General features: G+C 51.2%; 22 protein-coding genes. 11 read left to right on the plus strand and 11 right to left on the minus strand.

From position 1 onward, the window contains the following. The first annotated feature begins 1 nt into the window (after position 1). A complete protein-coding gene (locus ACYU87_RS07215; RefSeq protein WP_461133349.1) occupies positions 2-445 on the plus strand; it encodes a type I restriction enzyme HsdR N-terminal domain-containing protein in 444 nt (147 codons plus the stop codon). A gap of 101 nt (positions 446-546) precedes the next feature. Here ACYU87_RS07215 and ACYU87_RS07220 read toward each other — a convergent pair whose 3' ends face one another. The 4 genes from ACYU87_RS07220 to ACYU87_RS07235 form a co-directional block, all read right to left on the minus strand. Beyond that, a complete protein-coding gene (locus ACYU87_RS07220; protein ID WP_461133350.1) occupies positions 547-1,116 on the minus strand; it encodes a YceI family protein in 570 nt (189 codons plus the stop codon). A 60-nt stretch (positions 1,117-1,176) separates the two neighbouring features. Next, a complete protein-coding gene (locus ACYU87_RS07225) occupies positions 1,177-1,632 on the minus strand; it encodes a MarR family winged helix-turn-helix transcriptional regulator (protein ID WP_461133351.1) in 456 nt (151 codons plus the stop codon). A gap of 54 nt (positions 1,633-1,686) precedes the next feature. Further along, the gene (locus ACYU87_RS07230) at positions 1,687-3,711 is read right to left on the minus strand and encodes a hypothetical protein (protein WP_461133352.1); all 2,025 of its coding nucleotides are present in this window, start codon (positions 3,709-3,711) and stop codon (positions 1,687-1,689) included. A gap of 131 nt (positions 3,712-3,842) precedes the next feature. Beyond that, complete coding sequence (locus tag ACYU87_RS07235; RefSeq protein WP_461133353.1) at positions 3,843-4,364, minus strand: GNAT family N-acetyltransferase; 522 nt, start codon at positions 4,362-4,364, stop codon at positions 3,843-3,845. Between the two features lie 150 nt (positions 4,365-4,514). Between ACYU87_RS07235 and ACYU87_RS07240 the strand changes: the two genes are divergently transcribed. The 5 genes from ACYU87_RS07240 (at position 4,515) to ACYU87_RS07260 (ending at position 10,320) form a co-directional block, all read left to right on the plus strand. Next, the gene (locus tag ACYU87_RS07240; protein WP_461133354.1) at positions 4,515-5,120 is read left to right on the plus strand and encodes a Maf family protein; all 606 of its coding nucleotides are present in this window, start codon (positions 4,515-4,517) and stop codon (positions 5,118-5,120) included. 105 nt (positions 5,121-5,225) lie between these two features. Beyond that, positions 5,226-6,827, plus strand: a complete 1,602-nt coding sequence (locus tag ACYU87_RS07245; protein WP_461133355.1) for an alpha-amylase family glycosyl hydrolase — start codon at positions 5,226-5,228, stop codon at positions 6,825-6,827. 163 nt (positions 6,828-6,990) lie between these two features. After that, on the plus strand, positions 6,991-7,602 hold the full coding sequence (locus tag ACYU87_RS07250) for a hypothetical protein (RefSeq protein WP_461133356.1): 612 nt from the start codon (positions 6,991-6,993) through the stop codon (positions 7,600-7,602). Between the two features lie 177 nt (positions 7,603-7,779). After that, positions 7,780-9,204 carry an arylsulfatase gene (locus tag ACYU87_RS07255; protein WP_461133357.1) on the plus strand — a complete coding sequence of 475 codons (1,425 nt, stop codon included), beginning with the start codon at positions 7,780-7,782 and terminating at the stop codon, positions 9,202-9,204. A 177-nt stretch (positions 9,205-9,381) separates the two neighbouring features. Further along, positions 9,382-10,320 carry an aspartate carbamoyltransferase catalytic subunit gene (locus ACYU87_RS07260; RefSeq protein ID WP_461133358.1) on the plus strand — a complete coding sequence of 313 codons (939 nt, stop codon included), beginning with the start codon at positions 9,382-9,384 and terminating at the stop codon, positions 10,318-10,320. A 2-nt stretch (positions 10,321-10,322) separates the two neighbouring features. Here ACYU87_RS07260 and ACYU87_RS07265 read toward each other — a convergent pair whose 3' ends face one another. After that, positions 10,323-10,874 carry a DinB family protein gene (locus tag ACYU87_RS07265; protein ID WP_461133359.1) on the minus strand — a complete coding sequence of 184 codons (552 nt, stop codon included), beginning with the start codon at positions 10,872-10,874 and terminating at the stop codon, positions 10,323-10,325. Between the two features lie 131 nt (positions 10,875-11,005). Next, positions 11,006-11,455: a DUF2141 domain-containing protein gene (locus ACYU87_RS07270; protein ID WP_461133360.1), complete on the minus strand. Its 450-nt coding sequence runs from the start codon at positions 11,453-11,455 to the stop codon at positions 11,006-11,008. A 253-nt stretch (positions 11,456-11,708) separates the two neighbouring features. On the opposite strand from ACYU87_RS07270, the gene ACYU87_RS07275 reads away from it, so the two are divergent. The 3 genes from ACYU87_RS07275 to ACYU87_RS07285 all read left to right on the plus strand — a co-directional run bounded on the left by ACYU87_RS07275 (position 11,709) and on the right by ACYU87_RS07285 (position 14,206). Continuing rightward, a complete protein-coding gene (locus ACYU87_RS07275) occupies positions 11,709-12,287 on the plus strand; it encodes a Uma2 family endonuclease (RefSeq protein WP_461133361.1) in 579 nt (192 codons plus the stop codon). 81 nt (positions 12,288-12,368) lie between these two features. Next, positions 12,369-13,472, plus strand: coding sequence for a vWA domain-containing protein (locus ACYU87_RS07280; RefSeq protein WP_461133362.1), 1,104 nt, complete (start codon positions 12,369-12,371; stop codon positions 13,470-13,472). A 20-nt stretch (positions 13,473-13,492) separates the two neighbouring features. After that, positions 13,493-14,206 carry a uracil-DNA glycosylase family protein gene (locus tag ACYU87_RS07285; protein WP_461133363.1) on the plus strand — a complete coding sequence of 238 codons (714 nt, stop codon included), beginning with the start codon at positions 13,493-13,495 and terminating at the stop codon, positions 14,204-14,206. A 52-nt stretch (positions 14,207-14,258) separates the two neighbouring features. On the opposite strand, the gene ACYU87_RS07290 is transcribed toward ACYU87_RS07285, so the two are convergent. Both ACYU87_RS07290 and ACYU87_RS07295 read right to left on the minus strand, forming a co-directional pair. Then, on the minus strand, positions 14,259-14,792 hold the full coding sequence (locus ACYU87_RS07290) for a lipocalin-like domain-containing protein (RefSeq protein ID WP_461133364.1): 534 nt from the start codon (positions 14,790-14,792) through the stop codon (positions 14,259-14,261). A 200-nt stretch (positions 14,793-14,992) separates the two neighbouring features. After that, the gene (locus tag ACYU87_RS07295; protein WP_461133365.1) at positions 14,993-15,502 is read right to left on the minus strand and encodes a lipocalin family protein; all 510 of its coding nucleotides are present in this window, start codon (positions 15,500-15,502) and stop codon (positions 14,993-14,995) included. A gap of 254 nt (positions 15,503-15,756) precedes the next feature. Here ACYU87_RS07295 and ACYU87_RS07300 point away from each other — a divergent pair, with 254 nt between their 5' ends. Beyond that, the gene (locus ACYU87_RS07300; RefSeq protein ID WP_461133366.1) at positions 15,757-16,077 is read left to right on the plus strand and encodes a heavy metal-binding domain-containing protein; all 321 of its coding nucleotides are present in this window, start codon (positions 15,757-15,759) and stop codon (positions 16,075-16,077) included. Positions 16,078-16,142: 65 nt separating this feature from the next. On the opposite strand, the gene ACYU87_RS07305 is transcribed toward ACYU87_RS07300, so the two are convergent. Continuing rightward, the gene (locus tag ACYU87_RS07305) at positions 16,143-16,964 is read right to left on the minus strand and encodes a metallophosphoesterase family protein (protein WP_461133367.1); all 822 of its coding nucleotides are present in this window, start codon (positions 16,962-16,964) and stop codon (positions 16,143-16,145) included. A 168-nt stretch (positions 16,965-17,132) separates the two neighbouring features. Next, positions 17,133-18,671, minus strand: a complete 1,539-nt coding sequence (locus tag ACYU87_RS07310; protein WP_461133368.1) for a P-loop NTPase family protein — start codon at positions 18,669-18,671, stop codon at positions 17,133-17,135. A gap of 161 nt (positions 18,672-18,832) precedes the next feature. On the opposite strand from ACYU87_RS07310, the gene ACYU87_RS07315 reads away from it, so the two are divergent. Further along, on the plus strand, positions 18,833-20,626 hold the full coding sequence (locus tag ACYU87_RS07315; RefSeq protein ID WP_461133369.1) for an IPT/TIG domain-containing protein: 1,794 nt from the start codon (positions 18,833-18,835) through the stop codon (positions 20,624-20,626). Between the two features lie 192 nt (positions 20,627-20,818). Here ACYU87_RS07315 and ACYU87_RS07320 read toward each other — a convergent pair whose 3' ends face one another. After that, positions 20,819-21,757, minus strand: coding sequence for a 2-hydroxyacid dehydrogenase (locus ACYU87_RS07320; RefSeq protein ID WP_461133370.1), 939 nt, complete (start codon positions 21,755-21,757; stop codon positions 20,819-20,821). Positions 21,758-21,883 lie beyond the last annotated feature (126 nt).

Below are 21,883 nucleotides of genomic sequence, written 5' to 3' on the forward strand. Positions count from 1 at the left end.
TATGGTTGCACTGAACCTCCCTCCTTTCGATTGTAAAATTAAGCAAGTCGAAGGGAAACCCTATATTTTCGATTCATTACGCCGGAAGTACGTTCGGTTATCGCCCGAAGAGTGGGTTCGGCAGCACATTGTTAATCTATTAGTAACACACTACGCTTACCCAAAAGCGCTCATTCGTGCCGAAGGCGGTCTGGTTCTCAACCTAACCCAGAAGCGAACAGATGTGGTTGTTTTTGACCGGCAAGGGTTGCCCTTTCTGGTCGTTGAGTGCAAGGCCCCCCACATTCCCCTGACCCAGTCGGTGTTCGATCAGATTGCCCGCTACAACCACGTACACAAAGCGCCCTACCTGGTCGTTTCTAACGGCATGACCCATTACTGCTGTGGTATTGATCACCTGACGGCAAGTGTCCGGTTTCTGGACGATTTTCCGGCCTTTACCTGATGTAGCGTGGTGGTGCAGCATTCCGATCGCCGGTTCGCTCAGCTCATAAAAAAAATCCCTGCCACCGTTGGGTAGCAGGGATTCGTATAGTTGATAGTAAACTAGTTGGCTTTAACCAGCTCGCCACTAGCCCGGATAGCAATCTCGTCGCTAACAACGGCACCTGGAACGGATCCTAGTGTAAAGTCAGCCCGTTTTACTTCACCCGTTACTTTAAAACCAGCCAGGGTTTTCTTGTTCTGTGGGTTGGTAACCGGACCCGTGATTACGGCATCAAGCGTTACCGGTTTCGTTACACCGTGCATCGTCAGATCGCCCATCAGTTTGTATTTATTGCCTGATACTTTGCTGATCGACTTGCTTTTGAACGCCAGCGTTGGGTATTTGGCCGCATCGAAGAAGTCAGCCCCTTTCAGGTGACCGTCACGTTTCTCCTGGTTCGTGTTGATGCTATTCACATCGGCAGTCAGGTCAATTTGAGCATCGGTGAAATCAGGCTTCGACGAGGTCATCTTAACATCGAAATCCTGGAATTTACCGTCCACTTCCGACAACATCATGTGCGTTACCGAGAAGCCCAGGCTAGAGTGAGCTTTGTCGAGCGTCCAGTTTTGAGCAAAAGCGCCTACCGAAGCAAACAGCAAGGCAGCGATCATTGTAACTTTTTTCATTGGTTTGTAGTAAATAAGTAAGTAGTAAATACAAGTAAAGAAAGAATTCTATTCGATAAGTTAAGCGCGAAGTCGATCCAGCAAGTAGCTAAGTGTGTCAGCTTCATCAACCGTCAGCTTGTCCTGCAACAGCGTGTCCCGATCGCCCTGGCTAACATCCAACTGCTTTAGCAAATCCAGGCCCTTCTCGGTAATCACAACATCTACAGCCCGACGGTCACTCGGGCATTCCGTACGCAGTACCAACTTTTTGGCCACCAGTTTGTCAACCAATCTCGACGCGTTCGACATTTTGTCGAGCATGCGCTCCGTAATGTCGGACACTTTTATCGGGTTAGGGAACTGGCCCCGCAAAATCCGCAGCACGTTGTATTGCTGCAGGGTTATTTTAGATGGCTTCAGCAGTTGCGTCTGGTTACCCGTAAGCCAGTTGGCCGTGTAGATCAGATTCACAATCACCCGATGATGAGATGATTTGAATGGTGCGCTCTGTTTAATGTCTGTTTCTATTGACATGTCACAAAGATACTGTAAATGTATTTAATGTTAATACATTATATGCATTTATTTTTATCGGTAGGGTACAATCTGGGGGGCCGACAGATCAAAGTCGCGCAACCGCAGGGCGGGTACTCCCTCAAACGCCTGCCGGAACGGTATCGTGTTGCCCGGAATGTTGGGGTAATACGTCAGCCTGATTTGAAAGCTATTGAACGTCAGGTTTTCATTCCGCAGCCGAAACCCGATACCATATCCCTGATAGACCGGGCTACTGAATAGGGGCCGCTCGGGGAAACTGGTCAGGCCAAGGTTGACAAACGTGATAAAGGCAATTCGGAAACCAACCAGATTCAGGCGCGAAAACAGGATATTCTCGTAATTAATCAACCACCGTTTCGTTCCCCGCAACGCGTCGCTGTTGATACCGATCCCGTCTGTGTTGATGCCGCTCCCACTGCTTCCCAGCGTTATGTATTCGTTCGTGAACCGATTGATGCCTGTGGTAAAACGGGTGTTGAAAAAATGACGCATGTTACCCCATTTGGTTTTCAGCAACGGGCTGAAATAGTTCGACTCGAACGAAAATATACCCTGCTCGATGTGGCTGTTCCGGATGTAGCCACCCACGTTGACCAGCCCATACAGGTACCCCAGGTGGCGGACGTATTTGCCCTGCGAAAAATTCAACCCCGTATACATTCGTCGGCCCAGTTCGGCATTATCATAGCCAACAATGCCCGCAATGGTTTCTCCAACGGGAACGTCTTCTGTCCGGCCGAAACCATAGATCAGAACGTCGCGCACGTACTTCCGCCGGGAATAACCCACACTCAGCAGATTCGTGCGGCTGTCCTGGTAGATCTGGTTGGTATCAGCGGTTACGTCGGGGCGACGGCTGTAGGTGTAGCGCGTATTCCGCAGGGCCACAATCAGCCGCGAACGGCCCTTTTCTTCCGTTTGGCGTTGTTTGTAAAACAGGCGGAACGAACGGCCTATCCAGACGTCGGAATAATCATAACCGAGCGGCACCAGTATAACGCTGTCATTTCGGGTAACCAGACGATTATTGATCTGGGTACGGTTTATTTCGATGGCTCCGGCATACTTCATGTCGGGCGTCAGAAAAGGGCGGTACAGTTTCACGGCAACCTGTTTCAGATCACGCAGGTACAGTAAACTGGCTTCGGCGGTCAGGAAGGTTTTACCGATGAAAGGAACCGTGTACCGGGACTGGTATTCTAGTTTTTGCCGGGGGTCGGTGCCCGAATACGCTACCTGCGCAAAGAGATGGTGCCCCAACCCCCGGAAGTTCAGTTGATCGAAGCCCACACTAAAATTAGTCAGTCCACCAAAGCCGCCATTGGGCAGCAGTGACCAGACATCCTGCGTAATCACAACCACGTCCACAAACTGTTTGCTGCCCGTACGCGGCAACACCAGAATACGTGCATCGTGGAAGATCGAGGTAGTCCGCAACAGTCGCTCGTTGTCCTTTAGCACAACCGGGTCGAGCACATCGCCCTGTTGAAAAAGCAGATACGAATTACGGATAAGGTGCTCACGGGTGTTGATGTGTACGCGATTTCCCGTTCGCTCAACCCAGTTGGCGGGTCGGCGCAGGGTATCGTAAACGGTCTGCCCGAACACGCCGAGTCGCCGGATGTAAATATCGCCAATAATCTTGCCCTCGAAGACCTTGAACGGGTTGACTTCAATCTGATTTACTTCGCCCGTGGACGCCCGGCTGTTGTAAACATCCTGAAATATAGCGTCGTACAGCTGCCGGGTCAACCGGTGCTTGTACATCTTGGTCTTCAGTCGGCTATAGAAAACGCTGTCACGCAGCATCAGTACACTATCTGCCGTTGCCGAGCGAATGATGGCCAGTGAATCCGGGTAGGCCTGTTGGCGAATCGGTTTACTCTGCAGCGTGTCTACGTTGATCTGACTCGTCGGTACCTGTTTTGACGGCTGGCTGCGCTGACTGCTATCAGGCTGGGCAACAACGCTTATGGAGTAACCGGCCATGCACAGCAGCCACACCAAAGAATGGCGCAGGAGCGATACGTACATAGTCAGATACTGCTTATTCATTGCTCCAGGCTGTTACCAGTAAACCGTTGCCAGCTAATAATGTCGATAAAGTTAATGACTGAACGTATGCTTTATACTTAGAGCCAGGTCGGGATAAATAGTTTAATCAGCCTTGGTGTCGGGTTAATCCGCTACGTATCTAACTGCTTTTGAAGCCATAAGTCCCGTTGCCGCTCGGAGCCAAACTGAAAATAGTGAAAGCCAATCGGTTCGAAGCCCATTTTCTCGTAGAACACTCTCGCCCGACTGTTTCGCTCCCATACTCCCAGCCACACAGCCTTGTACCCCTGCGCTTTCGCCCAGTCAGTACAATACTGCAGCAACATCCGGCCCTGCCCCTGCCCGATCTGCGTCTGTAACAGGTAAATCCGCTGGATCTCTATAGCCTTACGTTGTTTCATGCGTCTTGGTGGCGCATGCTTCCTTAATTTTGCGTAGCCAACCAGTGTTCCATCGGGCGAAACCATGACAAAGAAGGCAGACCTGGCGTCCAGCAATTCTACTTCCAGAATCGGTTCCGTAATGGACGAAGCAATGTATTCGTCCACCAGCTCGTCCGGGTTGTGGGGCGGCCCAAAGGCTTCACGCATGGTTGTGGCCGACAGGTCGGCAAGCCGTGCAGCATCAGAAACGGTAGCAGGTCGAATAATCAAGCGCGCGGGGGTTGATAGTAAAAGACAAATGATGAGTTTTTGACGGAATAGTGTTGATGTACGAATATAGCGTGAAATTTGCCCGGTCCGTTACCGTACCTGGCAACAGGTCAGCCAGTCATTCCTTTCTTAACTAAGCTTTTTTCACTCGTGTTAACATTACGTTATCCTTTAGTATTGGCCTCGGGATCGCCCCGCAGAAAGCAGCTTATGACCGATGCGGGCTTTTCATTTACGGTTGAGACGCGCCCAACCGACGAACTATTTTCCGCCACCATGCCCGTCGATGACGTGGCCGAATACCTGGCCCGGCAAAAAGCGGACCAGTTTCTGCCTGACACAACAGACGAGCAGCTTCCGGTCCGAATCGTCCTCTGCGCCGACACGATCGTTATTCTGGGTGATCGGATTCTGAACAAGCCACAGGATGAGACCGACGCCCGCCAGATGCTGCGCGCCCTGTCGGGAAATACTCACCGCGTCCGTACAGGGGTTGCCATTCTGGCGCCTGACAGCCACGGCCAGCCGCAATTATACTCATTTACGGACGAAACTGTCGTAAAGTTTTCTCCACTCACGGACGAGGAGATCACGTACTACATTCAAACGTGTAAACCCTTCGATAAAGCCGGCTCGTATGGCGCTCAGGACTTCGTTGGCCTGGTGGGTATTGAGCGGCTCGATGGATCTTTTTATACCGTGATGGGTCTGCCAACCCATCGTGTATACCAGGCGCTGAAAGCGTACGCCGTATAACCATCGAGGCTATACGCTCCGATCACCCCGTTTGGAACGCAGGTACGCTTGGCAAACTCATCCGTCCCTTTATCCGTTTGCTAGTGACCAGCAATCTTTCATCGAATGCAACCTGATTTTTCTGACGTACCAACCTCGCCGACCAGCGCATTGGTTAATCCCTCAACCACTAACCAGCCTCATACAGGCCATTCGGGTGTTCATTACGAGATATTTGTTCGCTCTTTTGCCGACTCTAACGGTGATGGGATCGGTGATCTGAACGGCGTTACCAGCAAACTTGACTACCTGAAAGAACTAGGCATCTCGGCCATTTGGCTCATGCCCATAAGTCCATCGCCGACATACCATAAATACGACGTTACGGACTATTGCGGCATCGACCCGGAATACGGCACCATGGATGATTTCAGACGGCTGATTGCCGAAGCCCACCAGCGGGGAATAGCCGTAATCATCGACCTGGTGCTGCACCACACCAGTACACAGCACCCCTGGTTTAAGGAAGCCTCCAAAGGACCCGACAATCCGTACTGGCACTATTACAAGTGGTTACGGCCCGACGAAATCAAACGGCGGAAGCTGGCCACCCGAGATATTACGGCCGATTCGGGCGAGAAAAACCCGTGGCACTCGGTAAAAGGAGCTACCTACCCGGAGCAGTATTACGGCATGTTCTGGAGCGGTATGCCCGATCTTAATTTCGATCATCGTCCATTGCGGGAAGACGTTTTTTCCATTGCCCGTTTCTGGCTCACCGACGTGGGCGTTGATGGTTTCCGGCTCGATGCTGCCCGTCACCTCTACCGGGAATCGGAAGAACCCAAAAACCATGAGTTCTGGCAGGAGTTCGGGCGTGTGGTTGACGAAGCAACCCGTAACGACGGACCGCGTGACAACGGACTGTCTGGTGCCTATACAGTAGGTGAAGTCTGGACCCGCCCCGAACGCATCGCGCCGTATTTTCGGGGATTGAAAGCCAACTTCAATTTTGATCTCCAGCTGATGATCGCTGAAGTCGTTCGGCGGGAAGATGACACGGAAGACCTGGTCGAGTACCTGACATACGTTCACAAGACGTTTAGCAAGGTCAACCCGGCGTTTATTGACGCACTGCTGCTATCGAACCACGATCAGAACCGAATTGGCAGTATGCTGCGAGGCAACATCGCCCACCTGAGCGTGGCGGCCAATCTGCTGCTTACCCTTCCAGGCCTGCCTTATCTTTACTATGGCGAAGAAATTGGTATGCTGGGTATGAAGCCCGACGAAAGCATCCGGGAACCGTTTCTCTGGGACATTCGCGCGAATGACCCGCAACGAACCCGCTGGCGCCGGGGCAAATACAGCACCAGCCAAACCGTGCGACCACTGGCGCAGCAGCAAGCCGACCCCAATTCCCTCTTCTCACACTATAAACGCCTGATTCACTACCGAAATAGCCATCCGGTTTTGACTGATAACCTGAGTCGGCTTCTGCCAACGGGTATTCGCCAGAAGGGTATTGTAGCCTTCATAAGGCAGTCATCCAAAGAGAATGGCCCGCTTGTGCTGGTCGTTCATAACCTGACAAAGAAGCCCATTGAGGTCGTTTTTTCACCAGACGAAGTATGGTGTCAGCAGATCATTTTTGCCACCACACCGGGGAGTTCATTCTCGGGCGATCGGGTGACGGTCCCGGAATACGGGTGCGTAATCCTTGACTAAATCAGGATCATTCCTGGCATACTCAGCGACCAAAACAGCCGATTCACCAGCCCAAATTCGGGCTTCTTCCTGGTTTTCTTTCTCCTTATCTGTCTGCAACGACTTTTGTACCGGAAGCGTAAGCACAGTACAATCGATCAATTCAGCGTAAAAAAACAGGAATATGAAACGGACAAGACTAAGCAACGCCCTGAAAAACTCACTGATCATTCTCGGGTTACTGGCGGGTTCGGGGCTGTACCGAATGGGGTATGCCCAGGTCAGCGTCAATATCAACATCGGCAGCCAACCCATCTGGGGGCCAACCGGTTACGACTATGTGAATTATTATTACCTGCCCGATCTGGACATTTATTATAATGTACCTCAACAGCAGTGGATTTACTTCGACGGTGGTCGCTGGATTACGACGACGGTACTGCCCGCCCGGTATAACAGGTACGACTTGTATAGCCTGCACAAAGTCGTCATAAACGATAACCAGCCGTATTTGCGCAATGCGGTTTACAAAAAGCAGTACGCATCGTTCAGGGGCCGGCACGACCAGCAACCCATCCGCGACAGCCGGGATACCCGGTATTACGTGATTAACAACCACCCGATGCACAATCAGGTAGCTAACCAGGGTGGCAATAACCGTCAGAATGCAAAACCCAATGGCATGAATGGCGCTCAGGTGGGTCGAAACGGTGGGCGTCAGGGTCAGCCGCAACCGAACCCGCGCGGTAACGACCGGGATCGTGCCCGGCAGCCGGAAGGACGCGGGCCACGTTAAGTATTCATACCGATCAGCACGTCTGATTTTTCAGATTTGGCCCTATGGATCAGATGTGTTGGCTTTCAAACATGTATTAATTCATAAAAAGGGATATTACAGACCGTATAACTTCTCCTTTATGAACTTTAGTGTTCAGGAAATGGCGCATTGCGTTTCCGATGCTTCCTCATCAATATGACTAGACTTATTGTATGCTTGCTTTTAATCACTTCTTATCCGTTACGGGCGCAGTCTCCCAAAGCTACCCGTCCCAACATCGTCTTTATCCTGGCCGATGATCTGGGTTTTGGCGATGTGGGTATCAATGGGCAGAATCTGATCAAAACGCCCACCCTGGACCGAATGGCGGCCGAAGGCATGCAGTTCAGGCAGTTCTACGCGGGTACGTCGGTTTGCGCGCCCTCCCGATCATCGCTCATGACTGGTCAGCACACAGGCCACACCTATATTCGAGGCAACAAAAGCGTGCTCCCCGAAGGCCAGCAACCTATAGCCGACTCGGTGGTGACGTTGGCGGAGCTGCTGAAAAAGGCCGGCTACGCAACAGCTGCATTTGGCAAATGGGGGTTGGGCCCTGTCTCTTCGGAAGGTGATCCAACGAAACAGGGTTTCGACCGGTTTTATGGCTACAACTGCCAGTCTCTGGCACACCGCTACTACCCTGATCACCTGTGGGATAATGACAAAAAAGTCGTGCTGGCTGCCAACAAAAACCTGACGCAAACCACTGAGTTTGCGCCTGATATTATCCAGAAAAAAGCCCTGCAATATCTGGATAGTCGAAAAAGCCAGCAACCGTTCTTTCTGTTTTTGCCGTACGTATTGCCCCATGCGGAGCTGGTTCCGCCCACCGATAGCCTGTTTGCCTATTACAAAGGAAAATTTGCCGAAACACCCTACACGGGTGCCAATTACGGCCCGAACGCAAAATCGGGAGGCTATGCTTCGCAGGCCCATCCGCACGCGGCTTATGCGGCTCTGGTTACCCGGCTGGATAGATACGTAGGACAGATTCTGGCCAAACTAAAAGCGAAAGGACTCGACAAGAATACGCTCGTTATCTTTACAAGCGATAACGGCCCGCACAGAGAAGGGGGTGGTGATCCTGCCTTTTTCAACAGCAGTGGGGGCTTTCGTGGAGTCAAGCGCGATCTGTACGAGGGAGGCATCCGGGAGCCTTTTATTGCCCGCTGGCCTGGCGTTATCAAGCCCGCTGCGCAAAGCGATTTTGTCGGTGCTTTCTGGGATTTGCTGCCCACATTTACCGAGTTAGCCGGTGCCAGAACACCCGCCCGCATTGACGGTGTCTCGCTTGTGCCTGCTCTGACAGGTAAAGGCCAGCAGAAAAAGCACGATTATCTCTACTGGGAATTCCACGAGGAAGGCGGTAAACAGGCTGTCCGGCAGGGCAACTGGAAAGCCGTTCGGCTACATGCATTCAGCGATCCCAACGGCCCCATTGAACTGTACGATCTCTCGAAAGACCCCGCCGAAACACACGACATTGCGGGCAAATACCCCGACAAGGTAAGGTACCTGAGCAAACTTATGGCGCAATCGCACACAGAGTCGTCCCTTTTTCCCTTTGCCAAGCGGTAGTCCGGCGCCTTGCCGATCAGCAGAGCTAGTTATCCACTAATTACCAGGTGGTTAGTGGATAACTAGGCTTCTTTTACCCAGCGAGCCATTCAAGAAAGACTATAAAATCTAACGGTATCGGCAACTGACTAGTGCCTATCTTCCTATCTTTGCCCAATTTATAGTTATACTGCTCTCATGGCCCAATCGACCCATCGAACTGCCCTCAGTGTCCGCCATTTGGTGGGTATCAAAGACCTGACCGAGTCTGACATTCAATTAATTCTGGACACAGCCGCGCAATTCAAAGAAGTTATCAACCGCCCCATCAAGAAGGTTCCGTCGCTGCGCGATGTGACCATTGCCAACGTTTTTTTTGAGAACTCGACCCGCACCCGGCTTTCATTCGAGCTGGCGGAAAAGCGCCTGTCGGCCGATGTTGTCAATTTTTCGGCGTCGGGCAGTTCCGTCAAAAAAGGCGAAACGCTGCTGGATACGGTCAATAATATTCTGGCCATGAAGGTCGATATGGTAGTAATGCGCCACAGCAGCCCTGGCGCTCCTCACTACCTCACCAAACACATCAAGGCTAATGTCGTCAATGCGGGCGACGGCACGCATGAGCACCCCACCCAGGCGCTGCTGGACTCGTTTTCCATTCGCGAAAAACTGGGTGATGTGGCCGGCAAGCGGGTAGCCATCATCGGCGATATTACCCACTCCCGCGTAGCGCTATCGAACATTTTCTGCCTGCAAAAGCAGGGAGCGGAGGTAATGGTGTGCGGCCCCAAAACGCTGATTCCTAAATACATCGAAGCCCTAGGTGTCAAAGTAGGACACGACGTGCGTCAGGCACTGGCCTGGTGCGACGTGGCCAACGTTTTGCGGATTCAGCTGGAGCGACAGCAGATCAAATATTTTCCGTCGCTGCGCGAATACTCGCTTTACTTTGGCATCTCCAAGCAGATGCTCGACGATCTCGATCGCCCGATCGTTCTGATGCACCCCGGCCCGATCAATCGGGGCGTTGAATTAACGTCGGATGCCGCTGATTCATCCCATTCCATCATTCTCGATCAGGTCGAGAACGGCGTAGCCGTACGCATGGCGGTGTTGTATCTACTGGCGCAGCAGTAGCACTACCAGCCCAGGTACCCTTCGGGTGTAACGCCTTTCATTCGCAGGTAGACCATGCACTGCCCGCGGTGGTGAATAATATGATTTTCCATCGCGTAGAGATACCGCCAGTTCGGGATTTTTCCACCGATAAAATCCTCCTGCTCAAAAAGCTTCGCGTCTGGTATCGTTGTTATGGTTTGCCGCATGAAGGCGTACAATGCTTTTACTTCGTCCAGCACCTGCTGTTTGGTCACCGCCTTCGACAGGTCACGGCCTGTTTTGTAGGGATTGGCTATCTTCAACCGGTCTGATAAGAGTGTTGTTGTAAACTCACAGCAATGCCGCCACTGTTCGGCGAAGTTCATGGCTTCGGGTGTGTATTTGAATTCGAACCCGTCGGCGGGCATCTGGCTAGCGGTGATGAGGGTCATCTTCTCCGACACAGCCCATGCCTCAAGCAACTCCCGACGCACACGCTGAGCTTCTGTTGCGAGGTCAATGGATCCGGCGAAGGATGCCTCTGGCAACAGACTGGTACCAAGCAGTTTTCTAAGGAAAGTGAGTCGGTTCATTGGATGAATAGTAGATTTTGTAATGAATACTACAGAATGAACGATGAGTAACGAATAATGAAAAGCGCGGTATCAATAAAGCATACTGAGCATTGTCCGTTACTCACTATTTATACTGCATTTCTCATTGATCATTGCCCCAGTAAGCGAATAACAATGGTCTTTGGGCCATTAAGATCGAAGGCTGTCTCCTCGAACGAGGGAGGACCCATCAGCATAGTTACGTTTGAGAAACCGAAAGGCTCCGTTGGCATCTGTCCCGACCTGTCCATTTTCTGATTTCCGTTCAAATCCTGAAATACTTTAACCGCGTATTGCCCGGCGGGTAACTGATCAAACGTGACCTGAAAAGTACCCGTAGCGGGGACCTCTACCTGGGTCTTGCGGTATGAGTCTCCATCAAAACTAGCGGCATTATTGACCAGGCCAACGTAGAGCGTACCGGTACGATTGATGACGTTCGTAAAGTCGATAGTCAGTTTGTGCGTCGCCGAATCGCCGGGCGCGGCAAGCCGCGACGAAGCAATTGCATGGATGAATGAACCAGTAAGCAGGGCGAGCGAAAGCAGTAGCGTTTTCATGGTGTTTCTGTCTTTGGTTTGTGAAGCCGGTCTTTGTTGTCCGACGGGGCAAACCTACACGCTCGCCAGCAGCCTTTGCAATTCGAAGGGACGGACCGCCTTGTTCTGGGGCAAGTGGTAACGTTGGGACGAATGGTGGGGCCAGTGGAACGTTTTGAGATGATCAACCGGAGCGTTCAGGTATCATTTCCGGAATCAGTTGGCCGCGCCAGTACCTATTTTCGTTATATTTGATAAACCAGATTTGCCGCTGATGGAACAGGTACTTCGCACGATACACCCACCCCGCTACCGGGAATTCGACGACGATTTTTTCTTCGCTCTTTGTCAGGCCAACGAAACCATGACACTGGAGCGCGATGCCAATGGAAATATTATTCTTATACCACCCACCGGATCAGAAACAGGACGTTACAATGCCGACATTTCTGGCGAAATCTGGAGTTGGAACCGTCGAACGAAACTCGGTTACGTATTCGACTCATCTACTGGATTTAAGCTACCCAACTCAGCCGTTCGCTCAACCGATGTCGCCTGGATTAGCCGCGAGCGATGGGATACCATCCCGGAAACAGACCGCCAGGGCTTTGCTCCCCTTTGCCCGGATTTTGTCATTGAGATTCGCTCGGATAGTGATGATTTGAAAGAAATGAAAGAGAAGATGGAAGAATACAGGGACAATGGATGTCGACTCGGCTGGCTCATTGACCGGGCTGGCAAGCAGGTTTTCATCTATCGGGAAAACGGCTCGATCGACCTAAAAAAAGAGACAGGCGTTTATTTATCCGGCGAAGAAACGTTGCCGGAACTGAGCATTCAGCTTGCATGGTAAGCGAGCCTGAGCAGACCGAACAAATCCGCGAAACACACTGTTCTGATGGTACGCTGGTGACCCAGGCAAACAACTTTACTTATGAAAGGCTTTCAATTCTCCGATTACGTACCACCCGAACAAAAAGAAGGGAGCAAGTTTGACCAGTTGCTGAATATTTTCCAGCAATTGTTGCTCCTGACTTCCGGCGATGTGGAGCAGGCCATGTCTTGGATGAGCCAGCTCGACCGGCAGTATGGCCTCACCGATGATAAATATGGAATTGGCAATTTCTTCGATGATCTGAAGGAAAAAGGATACCTGACCGAAGATAATCAGGAAGGCAAGATCGTGATGACGCCGAAAAGCGAACAGACGATTCGCCGGAGTGCGCTCGAAGAAATTTTCGGCAAACTGGAGCGGTCCAAGTCAGGGGGCAATCACCAGACGCCTTATACCGGTACCGGTGATGAATTGAGCAGCGACGTGCGGACGTACCAGTTCGGCGACTCACTGGAACAGATTTCCATGACCGAATCCATTCGCAACGCGCAGATCAACAGCGGTGTGGAGGATTTTACGCTGATGGAACGCGACCTGGAAGTAACCCAGAAAGAGCAGAAAACACAGACGTCTACGGTGCTCATGATCGACATCAGCCACTCCATGATTCTGTACGGTGAAGACCGCATTACACCCGCCAAAAAAGTAGCGCTCGCCCTGGTTGAGCTGATCAAAATCAAATACCCGAAAGACACGCTCGATATTGTGGTCTTTGGCAACGATGCCTGGCAGATTCAGGCGAAAGACCTGCCTTATCTCGAAGTTGGCCCCTACCACACAAACACGGTGGCGGGTCTGGAACTGGCGATGGATTTGCTGCGTCGGCGCAAGAACAAGAATAAGCAGATCTTCATGATCACCGACGGGAAACCAACCTGCCTGAAAGAAGGCATCAAATACTACAAGAACTCATTTGGGCTGGATCGGAAGGTTGTCAGTAAAACGTTGACCCTGGCGGCACAGGCCCGTCGGCTGGAGATTCCAATCACGACGTTCATGATTGCCTCGGACCCTTACCTGAAACAGTTTGTGCAGGAGTTCACAAAGGTGAACAACGGAAGGGCCTATTACAGTGGTTTACAGGGCCTGGGCAATATGATGTTCGAAGATTTTCAGCGGAACCGCCGTAAGAATATCAAGTAGCTTCGCCAGCGAAAAAAAACATGACCACCTTCGCCAGCAAAGCTATTGCTTATTATAATGCCCTGACCGAACCTAATAATCTACCGCCAGACATTGGCGTGCTGAATCCGCACCCCCAGCCGGAAGTCCGGGCTATTGTCAGCGAGTTTTACACCAAATTCTATAACGACACTGCCCCACGGGTTTTTGTGTTGGGTATAAATCCAGGCCGGTTCGGGGCGGGCGTGACGGGAATATCGTTCACGACGCCCCAGAACCTGCGCCGGTATTGCGGCATTGCTAACGATCTGCGCGATACGCCGGAATTGTCGAGCCGATTTATTTACCAGGTTGTCGAAGCATTTGGTGGGGCAAAGGCGTTCTACAGCCAGTTTTTTCTAACCTCACTGTTTCCACTGGCCCTGACTAAACATGGTCCTGCTCATAACGGTAAACCAGGTGGCCCCAAAAACTACAACTTCTACGACGACCGCGTAACCACCGAAGTCCTGTGGCCCGCCATCACCGAAACCGTTCGCAAACAGACTAGTTTTGGCTGTAACAGAACCGTAGCCGTATGCCTGGGCCGCAAAAACGAAACGTACCTGCGTCGACTCAACGACCAGCAGGGTTTCTTCGACCGCATTCTCACACTCGATCACCCACGGTACATCCTGCAATACAGGTCGAAGGACATGCCCCTGTATCTTGATCGCTACATTACGGCTCTGCACGAGTGCGTAGAGGGTGCGTAAGCAATGACCAACTATTTGTCGGACTTGCCTACGCGCCCTCTCACTTGTTTTGTTAAACCTTCGTCATTTCCAGGGTAGCGGTATAGGCTTCGTCTTTACCATCGCCATCGAAGTCCTCCATTTCCTGTCCGGACAGTTTCAAGGTATTACCACTGATGGTTGCGTCATAAACGGTCACATCACTCCCGCTGGTGATTGTCAGTTTGTTACCGTCCAGTTTCCAGCTTGCATTATCTTCAATTGGATTATACTCTGCTGAGGACGCACATTTGGAGCCATTCGTTCCGGTAACTTTACCGTTGGCATTAAAGGTGATGGTTGATGTGGTCAGACATTCTACGGCGTCATTGCCCAGCCCGTTAGGTAATGACCGTAAAGCAGCTAGTAAATCAGTACTTTTCTGGCCAGACCCCAGAAAGTCAACACCCGGATTAATGGTGTAACCTGATATTTTCCAACTCCCCTGTACTGATGCAGTTGTTGGGGTTACAGCATCGTCACTACCTTTTTTACAACTCCCAAACCACAGGGGCATGGCTACTACCAGTGCCCAGGCCATAATCCGGGCGATGTTCATCGTTTTCATAAATCTGTCAAATTGGTTTTTTTACGTTGAGACAAATCTATTGGCATCGTTAAGCTGGTTCAGTAAGATACTGTGCGAACGGTCGTACTAGTTATTGAACTGTATCGATTCCGATGAACGGATGCTCAGCGGGGTATAGTCAGCCCACAAAAAAACCGCCCCTGTTAAGAGCGGTTTTCCAAAAGCATCCAGGTAAGCGGCTATTGTTTTTTCAAGTCCATGGTGTACGTATAAACCGTTGAACTGGGCACTGGATAGTTCAAGCTACCCTGCCACTGCAACTTCAGTGTAGAGCCTGTACCCAAAACAGTGTAAACTGTTTTAGTGCCATCCCCTTTTGTCACCGTCAACTGATTGCCATTAAGAATCCATTTACTGCTGGCGTCAATACCGGTAAAAGTGCTCACAGGAACGGGAATGCTGCTGCAAGAAGAAGGATTATCTGTAGTCGCATCACCACCCGTTTTAAAGGTTATTGTAAGATCATTCAAACAGGTCGTATTGCTGAAGAACAATTTAGAACCCGCCAACAAGTCAGTAATGTTCAGTACGGCAGGACTAATCGTTAACGCACTGATTTTATAACTTCCCTCTACCGTTGGGGTATCAACAACAGTCGGGTTATCATCTTTTTTACAACTGCCGAACCAGAGTGGAAGGGCGAGTAATAATGTCCAGGCGATTAAGCGGGATGAATGAAGATGTTTCATTGGTTCTGGCTGTAAACATTAATTAATGGGTTGTGCCACCTATTAGCTTACAAATAAAGATAGTTCTTCGATACAATGGTACGCAATCTATTCAGCGGTGGTCGAGGGTACTCACTAAACCAGTTAACGGCTCAAGCCAGGCGCTAAAAAATAAGTCTCGATGCGAAACCGGTGCTCGGTGTATGTTAAAACGAACAAGTGCCTAACTTTACGTCGCTAACACACAACAGCCTGTTCCTTTCTAGCTTCTTTTTATGCTTATAACGACTACCTCTACCATTGAAGGCAAACGAATCACTAAATACGTGGGTCTGGTAAACGGCGAGGCCATTATTGGGGCCAATCTCGTTAAAGATTTCTTCACCACGATCAAGGATGTAGTCGGTGGTCACTCGGGGGCGTATGTCCAGGCCCTGCGCGAAGCAAAAAGTATAGCTTTGAAAGAAATGATCGAACAGGCCACACGCCTGGGCGCTACGGCCATTATCGGTGTCGATCTGGACTACCAGACCATTGGCGGTAACGGTGCTATGCTGATGGTTAGCGCCAACGGCACGGCGGTCATTTTCGAATAAATTACGGAGCCTCTTTCCGGGGCAACGAGAGACGTTATTCACTCGTACAGCGAGGCCGCAACCGTTCAGAATACCAGACTGTTTATCTGCTTCTGATTGACAAAGTCATACTGGTAGGTACTTAATTGTTTCCCAGCCGATTCAACGATTCGATAACCCCGATAGGGCGTGCCCCAGCTACTGCCAAAATGAGCATCGAACAGCAATGCAGCCCCCTGATAGACAATACTCTGATCTTTCGTATGATCGTGTCCATGAAACACCGCCCGGACGGACGGGAAGTCAGCTAAAACAGCAACAAGGGCATTGCATACATCCGTTCCTGCCAGGTTGTGAATGAAGGGAATGTGCATGAACAGAAAGACAGGCACATCGGTACGGGCCGTTTTTAACGCTTGCCGAAGCCATATATCGTCTCCGCATAACGTGTCGCCCGCTTCGTTGGATGTATCGAGCAACACAAGGGTTGCATTGTCGCGCTCCACAACGTGGTTGGTTCCGTAGCCCCACAGTTGCTGCCAGACGGCAACGCTTACCCGGTCGTGGTTACCCCGCGTTACATAGTAGGGAACCGGTAATGTATCGAGATACGCTTTGGCCTTGGGTAGTAATCCGTCGTTTCCCTGATGAATCAGGTCGCCGTTGATCACGACGAACTGTAACGTATTTTGTTTATGCGCACGGGTGAGGGCCGCCAGCAGGTCGGCATAAAACTGATCCGAATCAGTGGAAGGCTCACCCAGGTGCCCGTCAGACGCCACAGCAAACCGCAGGGGCAACGGCGTTGGCGCTACCGCAGGAGTAGATTCGCTGCACGAGGTCAGCAGCGCCAACGAAACACTACCGAGGGTAGCCTGTAAAAATAACCGCCGATTAAGAGCACTCATTGTCGTAAATGAGTCTGTACAGACCCGTTCATTAAGTCCGATCAAAGGACGCTCTTTCGCTCCCAAATGACATTAACGCCTTGTTAAACTTTTCTTGGCGGTCCGAACGGGCATAAAAAAAGGTGTTCCCTGAACACCTTTTTTACCCTCTCTATTATTGTCTCAGACCTAGAACCGGTCGTTGTCATCGTCGTCCTCTTCTTCCTCTTCACCAAAGCTGGTGCCGGGGTTAAACATTGACCCAAGTAGATCCTTGAACGACAGACCGGTATCCAGCGCTTTTTTACCCACCAAGGAATGTTCGGCTAGTCCGTGCAACGCAAACTCCATCATGAAGAGCTTTTCTGATTTGCTCAGGCGTGGATGGAACTGGTCAACCAAATCATCGAGACCATCAATCGTACGGAGCCGGGCTTCATAATCGCGGTTGGTCATCTCGTTGAGAAACTCCATGACATTGCCATCACCAAACCAATCCGTAATTTTCTTGTACGGGTTACCGCGCTTGTCTTTCTTCGCTTTTTCGGGATTCGGGAAATAACCCAGAAACTGGTTCCGGATGGCTTTGCCGATCAGATTCTGCGCCACAATGACGGGTCCTTCTACCTCCCCTTCATAAACCAATTCGACCTTGCCGCAAATGGCGGGAACAACGCCGTACAGATCAGCAATGCGAACGTACGTTTCTTTCTCGCTATTGATCAGCGCCCGCCGTTCGGCGGAGGAAAGCAGATTCTCGTAAGCCGAAATAGTCATCCGGGCCGATACGCCACTTTTCGAATCGACGTATTCGCTTTCGCGGGCTTCCAGAGCGACCTGCTCGATTAAATCAGCCGTCAGTTCGTTGGTTTTCACCATGCTCTTCTGCTCATCTTTCACGACAGCTTCCTGCATAGTAATCTTCTTCCCGATCTCGATTGATTTCGGATAGTGAGTTACGATCTGGGAATCGATACGGTCTTTGAGGGGCGTTACGATGCTGCCACGGTTGGTGTAATCTTCCGGATTGGCCGTAAAAACGAACTGAATATCGAGCGGCAACCGAAGCTTGAATCCACGAATCTGAATGTCGCCTTCCTGCAAAATGTTAAACAACGATACCTGAATGCGGGCCTGCAAATCGGGTAACTCATTGATTACAAAGATACACCGGTGCGACCGCGGAATCAGACCGTAGTGAATAGTCCGTTCGTCGGAATAAGGCAGTTTGAGCGTGGCGGCCTTGATCGGATCGACATCCCCGATCAAATCGGCTACCGACACATCGGGCGTGGCAAGTTTTTCGGTATACCGATCATTGCGATGCAACCATGTGATGGGCGTCTGATCACCTTTCTCAGCAATCAGATCGACCGCGAAACGAGAAAGGGGCATAAGCGGATCATCGTTCAGCTCCGATCCGGCCACTACCGGGATGTACTCGTCCAGTAAATTAACCATCAAACGGGCAATACGGGTCTTGGCCTGACCACGTAATCCCAGTAAGTTGATGTGGTGCATGGAGAGAATGGCTCGTTCCACGTCCGGAATAACCGTATCTTCATACCCCCATATACCCGGAAAGACCACTTCCTTCGCTTTGATTCGGTCGATTAAGTTATCCCGCAGTTCCTGTTTGATTGAGCGGGTTTCGTACCCAGCGGCTTTAAGTTCGCCAAGCGTAGAGATTGCCAGTACTTTTGATGCTTTTAGGCTGCGGTAGCTCATTTGTTTACTAAAGAATGATATTGATAAATAACGAGTTGTTCTTAATCTGACGCTATTCATCGTACACTATTCTAACAGGCTTTCAAAGGAAATGGTTTTTGGACAGCCAAATTGACTAATTTTACTATTTATGCTCAGGAGTTTACCCTCCCTTGCCGTTTATGAAATCAACTGTCATACTTTTTTTTCTACTCAACACGCTTCTTGGCGTAACCAGTTGTCGAGTCCAGCGCAGTCCGCCAGAGCTAATTAAGTTGTCGGCCACACAAGCTTACGTAGACCAAAATCTTATTCTGACGGGCTACCAATTTGGTAGTGAACCAACGGTTATATTCGGTACGGGAGGGGGTGCCCTGCCGGCTCCCATCAAGAGCAGCGACGAAACATCCATTCAGGTAACAGTACCTCGTGTTGCACCCGGAAAAACGCAGGTTCGGGTGCAAACGCAGGAAGGTACGTCCGATCCATTGCCCTTTTCCGTACTGCAACCAGCCCCCATTGTAACCGCGATTACGCCAGCCAACGGGCTGCAGGGCCAGCTTGTTACCGTAACCGGCGACTACCTTAATCAGCTCAGGCGGGTCCGGTTCAACGACATTGACGCCGTGGTGCAGGACAGTTCCTCCCAAAAAATCACCTTTCTGGTACCCGCTACCGTGCCGCGCGGTCCTCAGCCGCTGGCTATCCAGACCGTTGGGGGCGAAGTTGTGAATCGCTTTATTGTGGCTGGAACACCTCAGATTACCAGCGTAAGTCCTTTGAACACGAAACCCGGTGCTGAACTGATCATTCTGGGAAAAAACTTTACCGATGGCATTGTGAGCATCAATGGCCTGACGACCGACAAAACCCTGACAACGGTCAAGGATACCGAAATTCGCACCATCATTCCGGCAACGGCAACATCGGGGCGGGTAACGGTGCAGGTTTTTGAAACGCTGATGGCCACCAGTACCGATACGGTGAAGATTTTTCAGCCACCGTTCATCACCCACTTGGTAGCGCAGGACGGCATTGCGGGCGATAAGCTTCTGATTGAAGGCCGTAACATGAGCCAGCTGACATCCGTCTCAATCGGAAACGTACCCACGACATTTCGTATCATCAGCGATGTCCAGATCGAGGCCGTTGTTCCGGCCTTACCGGCGTCGGCCCAGGTGGCGGTAACAGCAAGTGGTATTGGTGGAAGTACAACCGCCACCGATCCGTTCTTTTTTTACCTGGCTCCCTCTAGCCTCGTTCTGAACCCGGCGCGGCAGTTCCGGGGGAAAACGCTCACCATTTCGGGTAAAAACCTGTATCGCATCACCGCCGTCAGTATCAGTGGTATTTCCGTACCAATAACCAGCCGAAACGAAGGCTTCGATCTATTGGTTGGCGTACCAACAACGGCGGTCAGTGGTCCGGTTACCGTGACCAGCCGCGCAGGTACAGCGTCGGCTCCCCTGGTCATTATCCAGAAAGCGATTGTTTCGGATATTACCCCGCTTAGTGCCATACCCGGTGAGCGCGTGGTCTTACGGGGTGATTTTTTAAAGGACGCCCAGATCTTTTTCACCGGTGCGGCCACAGCTGCGGCAGATGGTGGCAAAAATGAAGATTCCGAACGCTCGGTACTTGTTCCTGCCGATGCACAAACGGGCCCCTTACGCGTAATCAACCTCACCAATGAAACAACGACTACCCCGGCGTTCACGGTAATTCGGTTGATTGCGAACGGCGATTTCACCCCAAAATCCGGGAAGATTGGCGACGAAATTATCTTCACTGGACAAAATATAACCACCGTTCAGGAAGTTCGGTTTAGCAACAGTGCCTCGGCGGCAGCCAAGTTTGTTGTAGAAGGCTCAACAATTCGGGTTACAGTACCAACCGGAGCAACATCAGGCCAAATCTGCCTGACGAATGCTGCCGGCACCACCTGCACCAGCGCCAGCTTCACCGTAACAAAGTAGAGCCGCAACCCTTTGCGGCTCAGACGCGTCAGCAACGAATTCGCGTCAGCCATTCATGGAGCGGCAAATATGGATCATACGTTAACACCGCACCATGTTAATCATCCCCATCCGGACAGGAGCCGCATTATCACCATTCGGACAGGAGCCGCATTATCACCATCCGGACAGGAGCCGCAAAGGGTTGCGGCTCTACATGTGTTGAATCTGCCTGACCAGCACTTCGTTGATGCGAACGTAACTTTCGTGCGTCCAGCCAGCGATGTGTGGGGTCAGGACAACCCGGTCTGACTGACGCAGGTAGTCAAACGCCTGTTGCTGTTCGGAGGTGAGCTTTGCCAGTTTTTCGTTCTCCAGTACATCTAAGCAGGCCCCCCGAATTTTGCCGTTTTCCAGGCCACGTACCACCGCCGGGAGGGACGCAATTTCTCCCCGCGCAACATTAACCAGGTAGAAGGGTCTGCCAAACTGCTTGACAAATGAATCGTCGATTAGCATCCGGGTTTCGTCGGTGAGCGGAATGTGGAGACTCAGTACATCGGCTTCGGCGCATAAATGTGCCAGCGTCGACTCCTGAGCGAAGGCATCGCCATAATCAGTCCGGTATTTATCGTAGGCCAGCACCCGGCAACCGAAACCACTCAATCGGCGCGCTGTGGCCTGGCCATTGTTTCCATACCCAACAAGACCTACGGTTAGACCACCAAGCTCGTAGCCCCGGTTCCCTTCCCGATCCCAGATACCCTGACGTACCTCCCGGTCGGCTTTCAGAATGTTGGCCAGTAAACCCAGCAACATGCCAACCATATGTTCGGCAACGGCATCGCGGTTTCCTTCGCCCGCGTGAAAAACCCGAATACCCCGGCGTTCGACAGCCGCCAGATCAATTAAATCCAGTCCAGCACCCGCCCGTCCGATAAACTGAAGGCTGGGTGCCTGAGCCAGTACGGCTTCGTCAATAATGGTTTTGCTCCGAATAATAAGCCCTTGGTAGGGTGCAAGCGTGGTTAGCAGGCCGGCCCGCGTAATTTTGGGCTGGTAATCGTATCGAAAGCCAGCCTGATCGAGCATGGCAAAAAGCGACGGGTGCATTTCGTCGGCAATGAGAATAGACAGTTGATTCTGGGACATCCGTGGGGTTTTCGTAACTTGCAGGCAATACTTTACAGAATGTAGTCTGAAGAACGAAGAATAGCCGATTATCCGTTGGACTTCTTCGTTTCATTAGTACCTCTTCATCGCACATTCTTCACTATT

The organism is Spirosoma lituiforme (assembly GCF_054776635.1).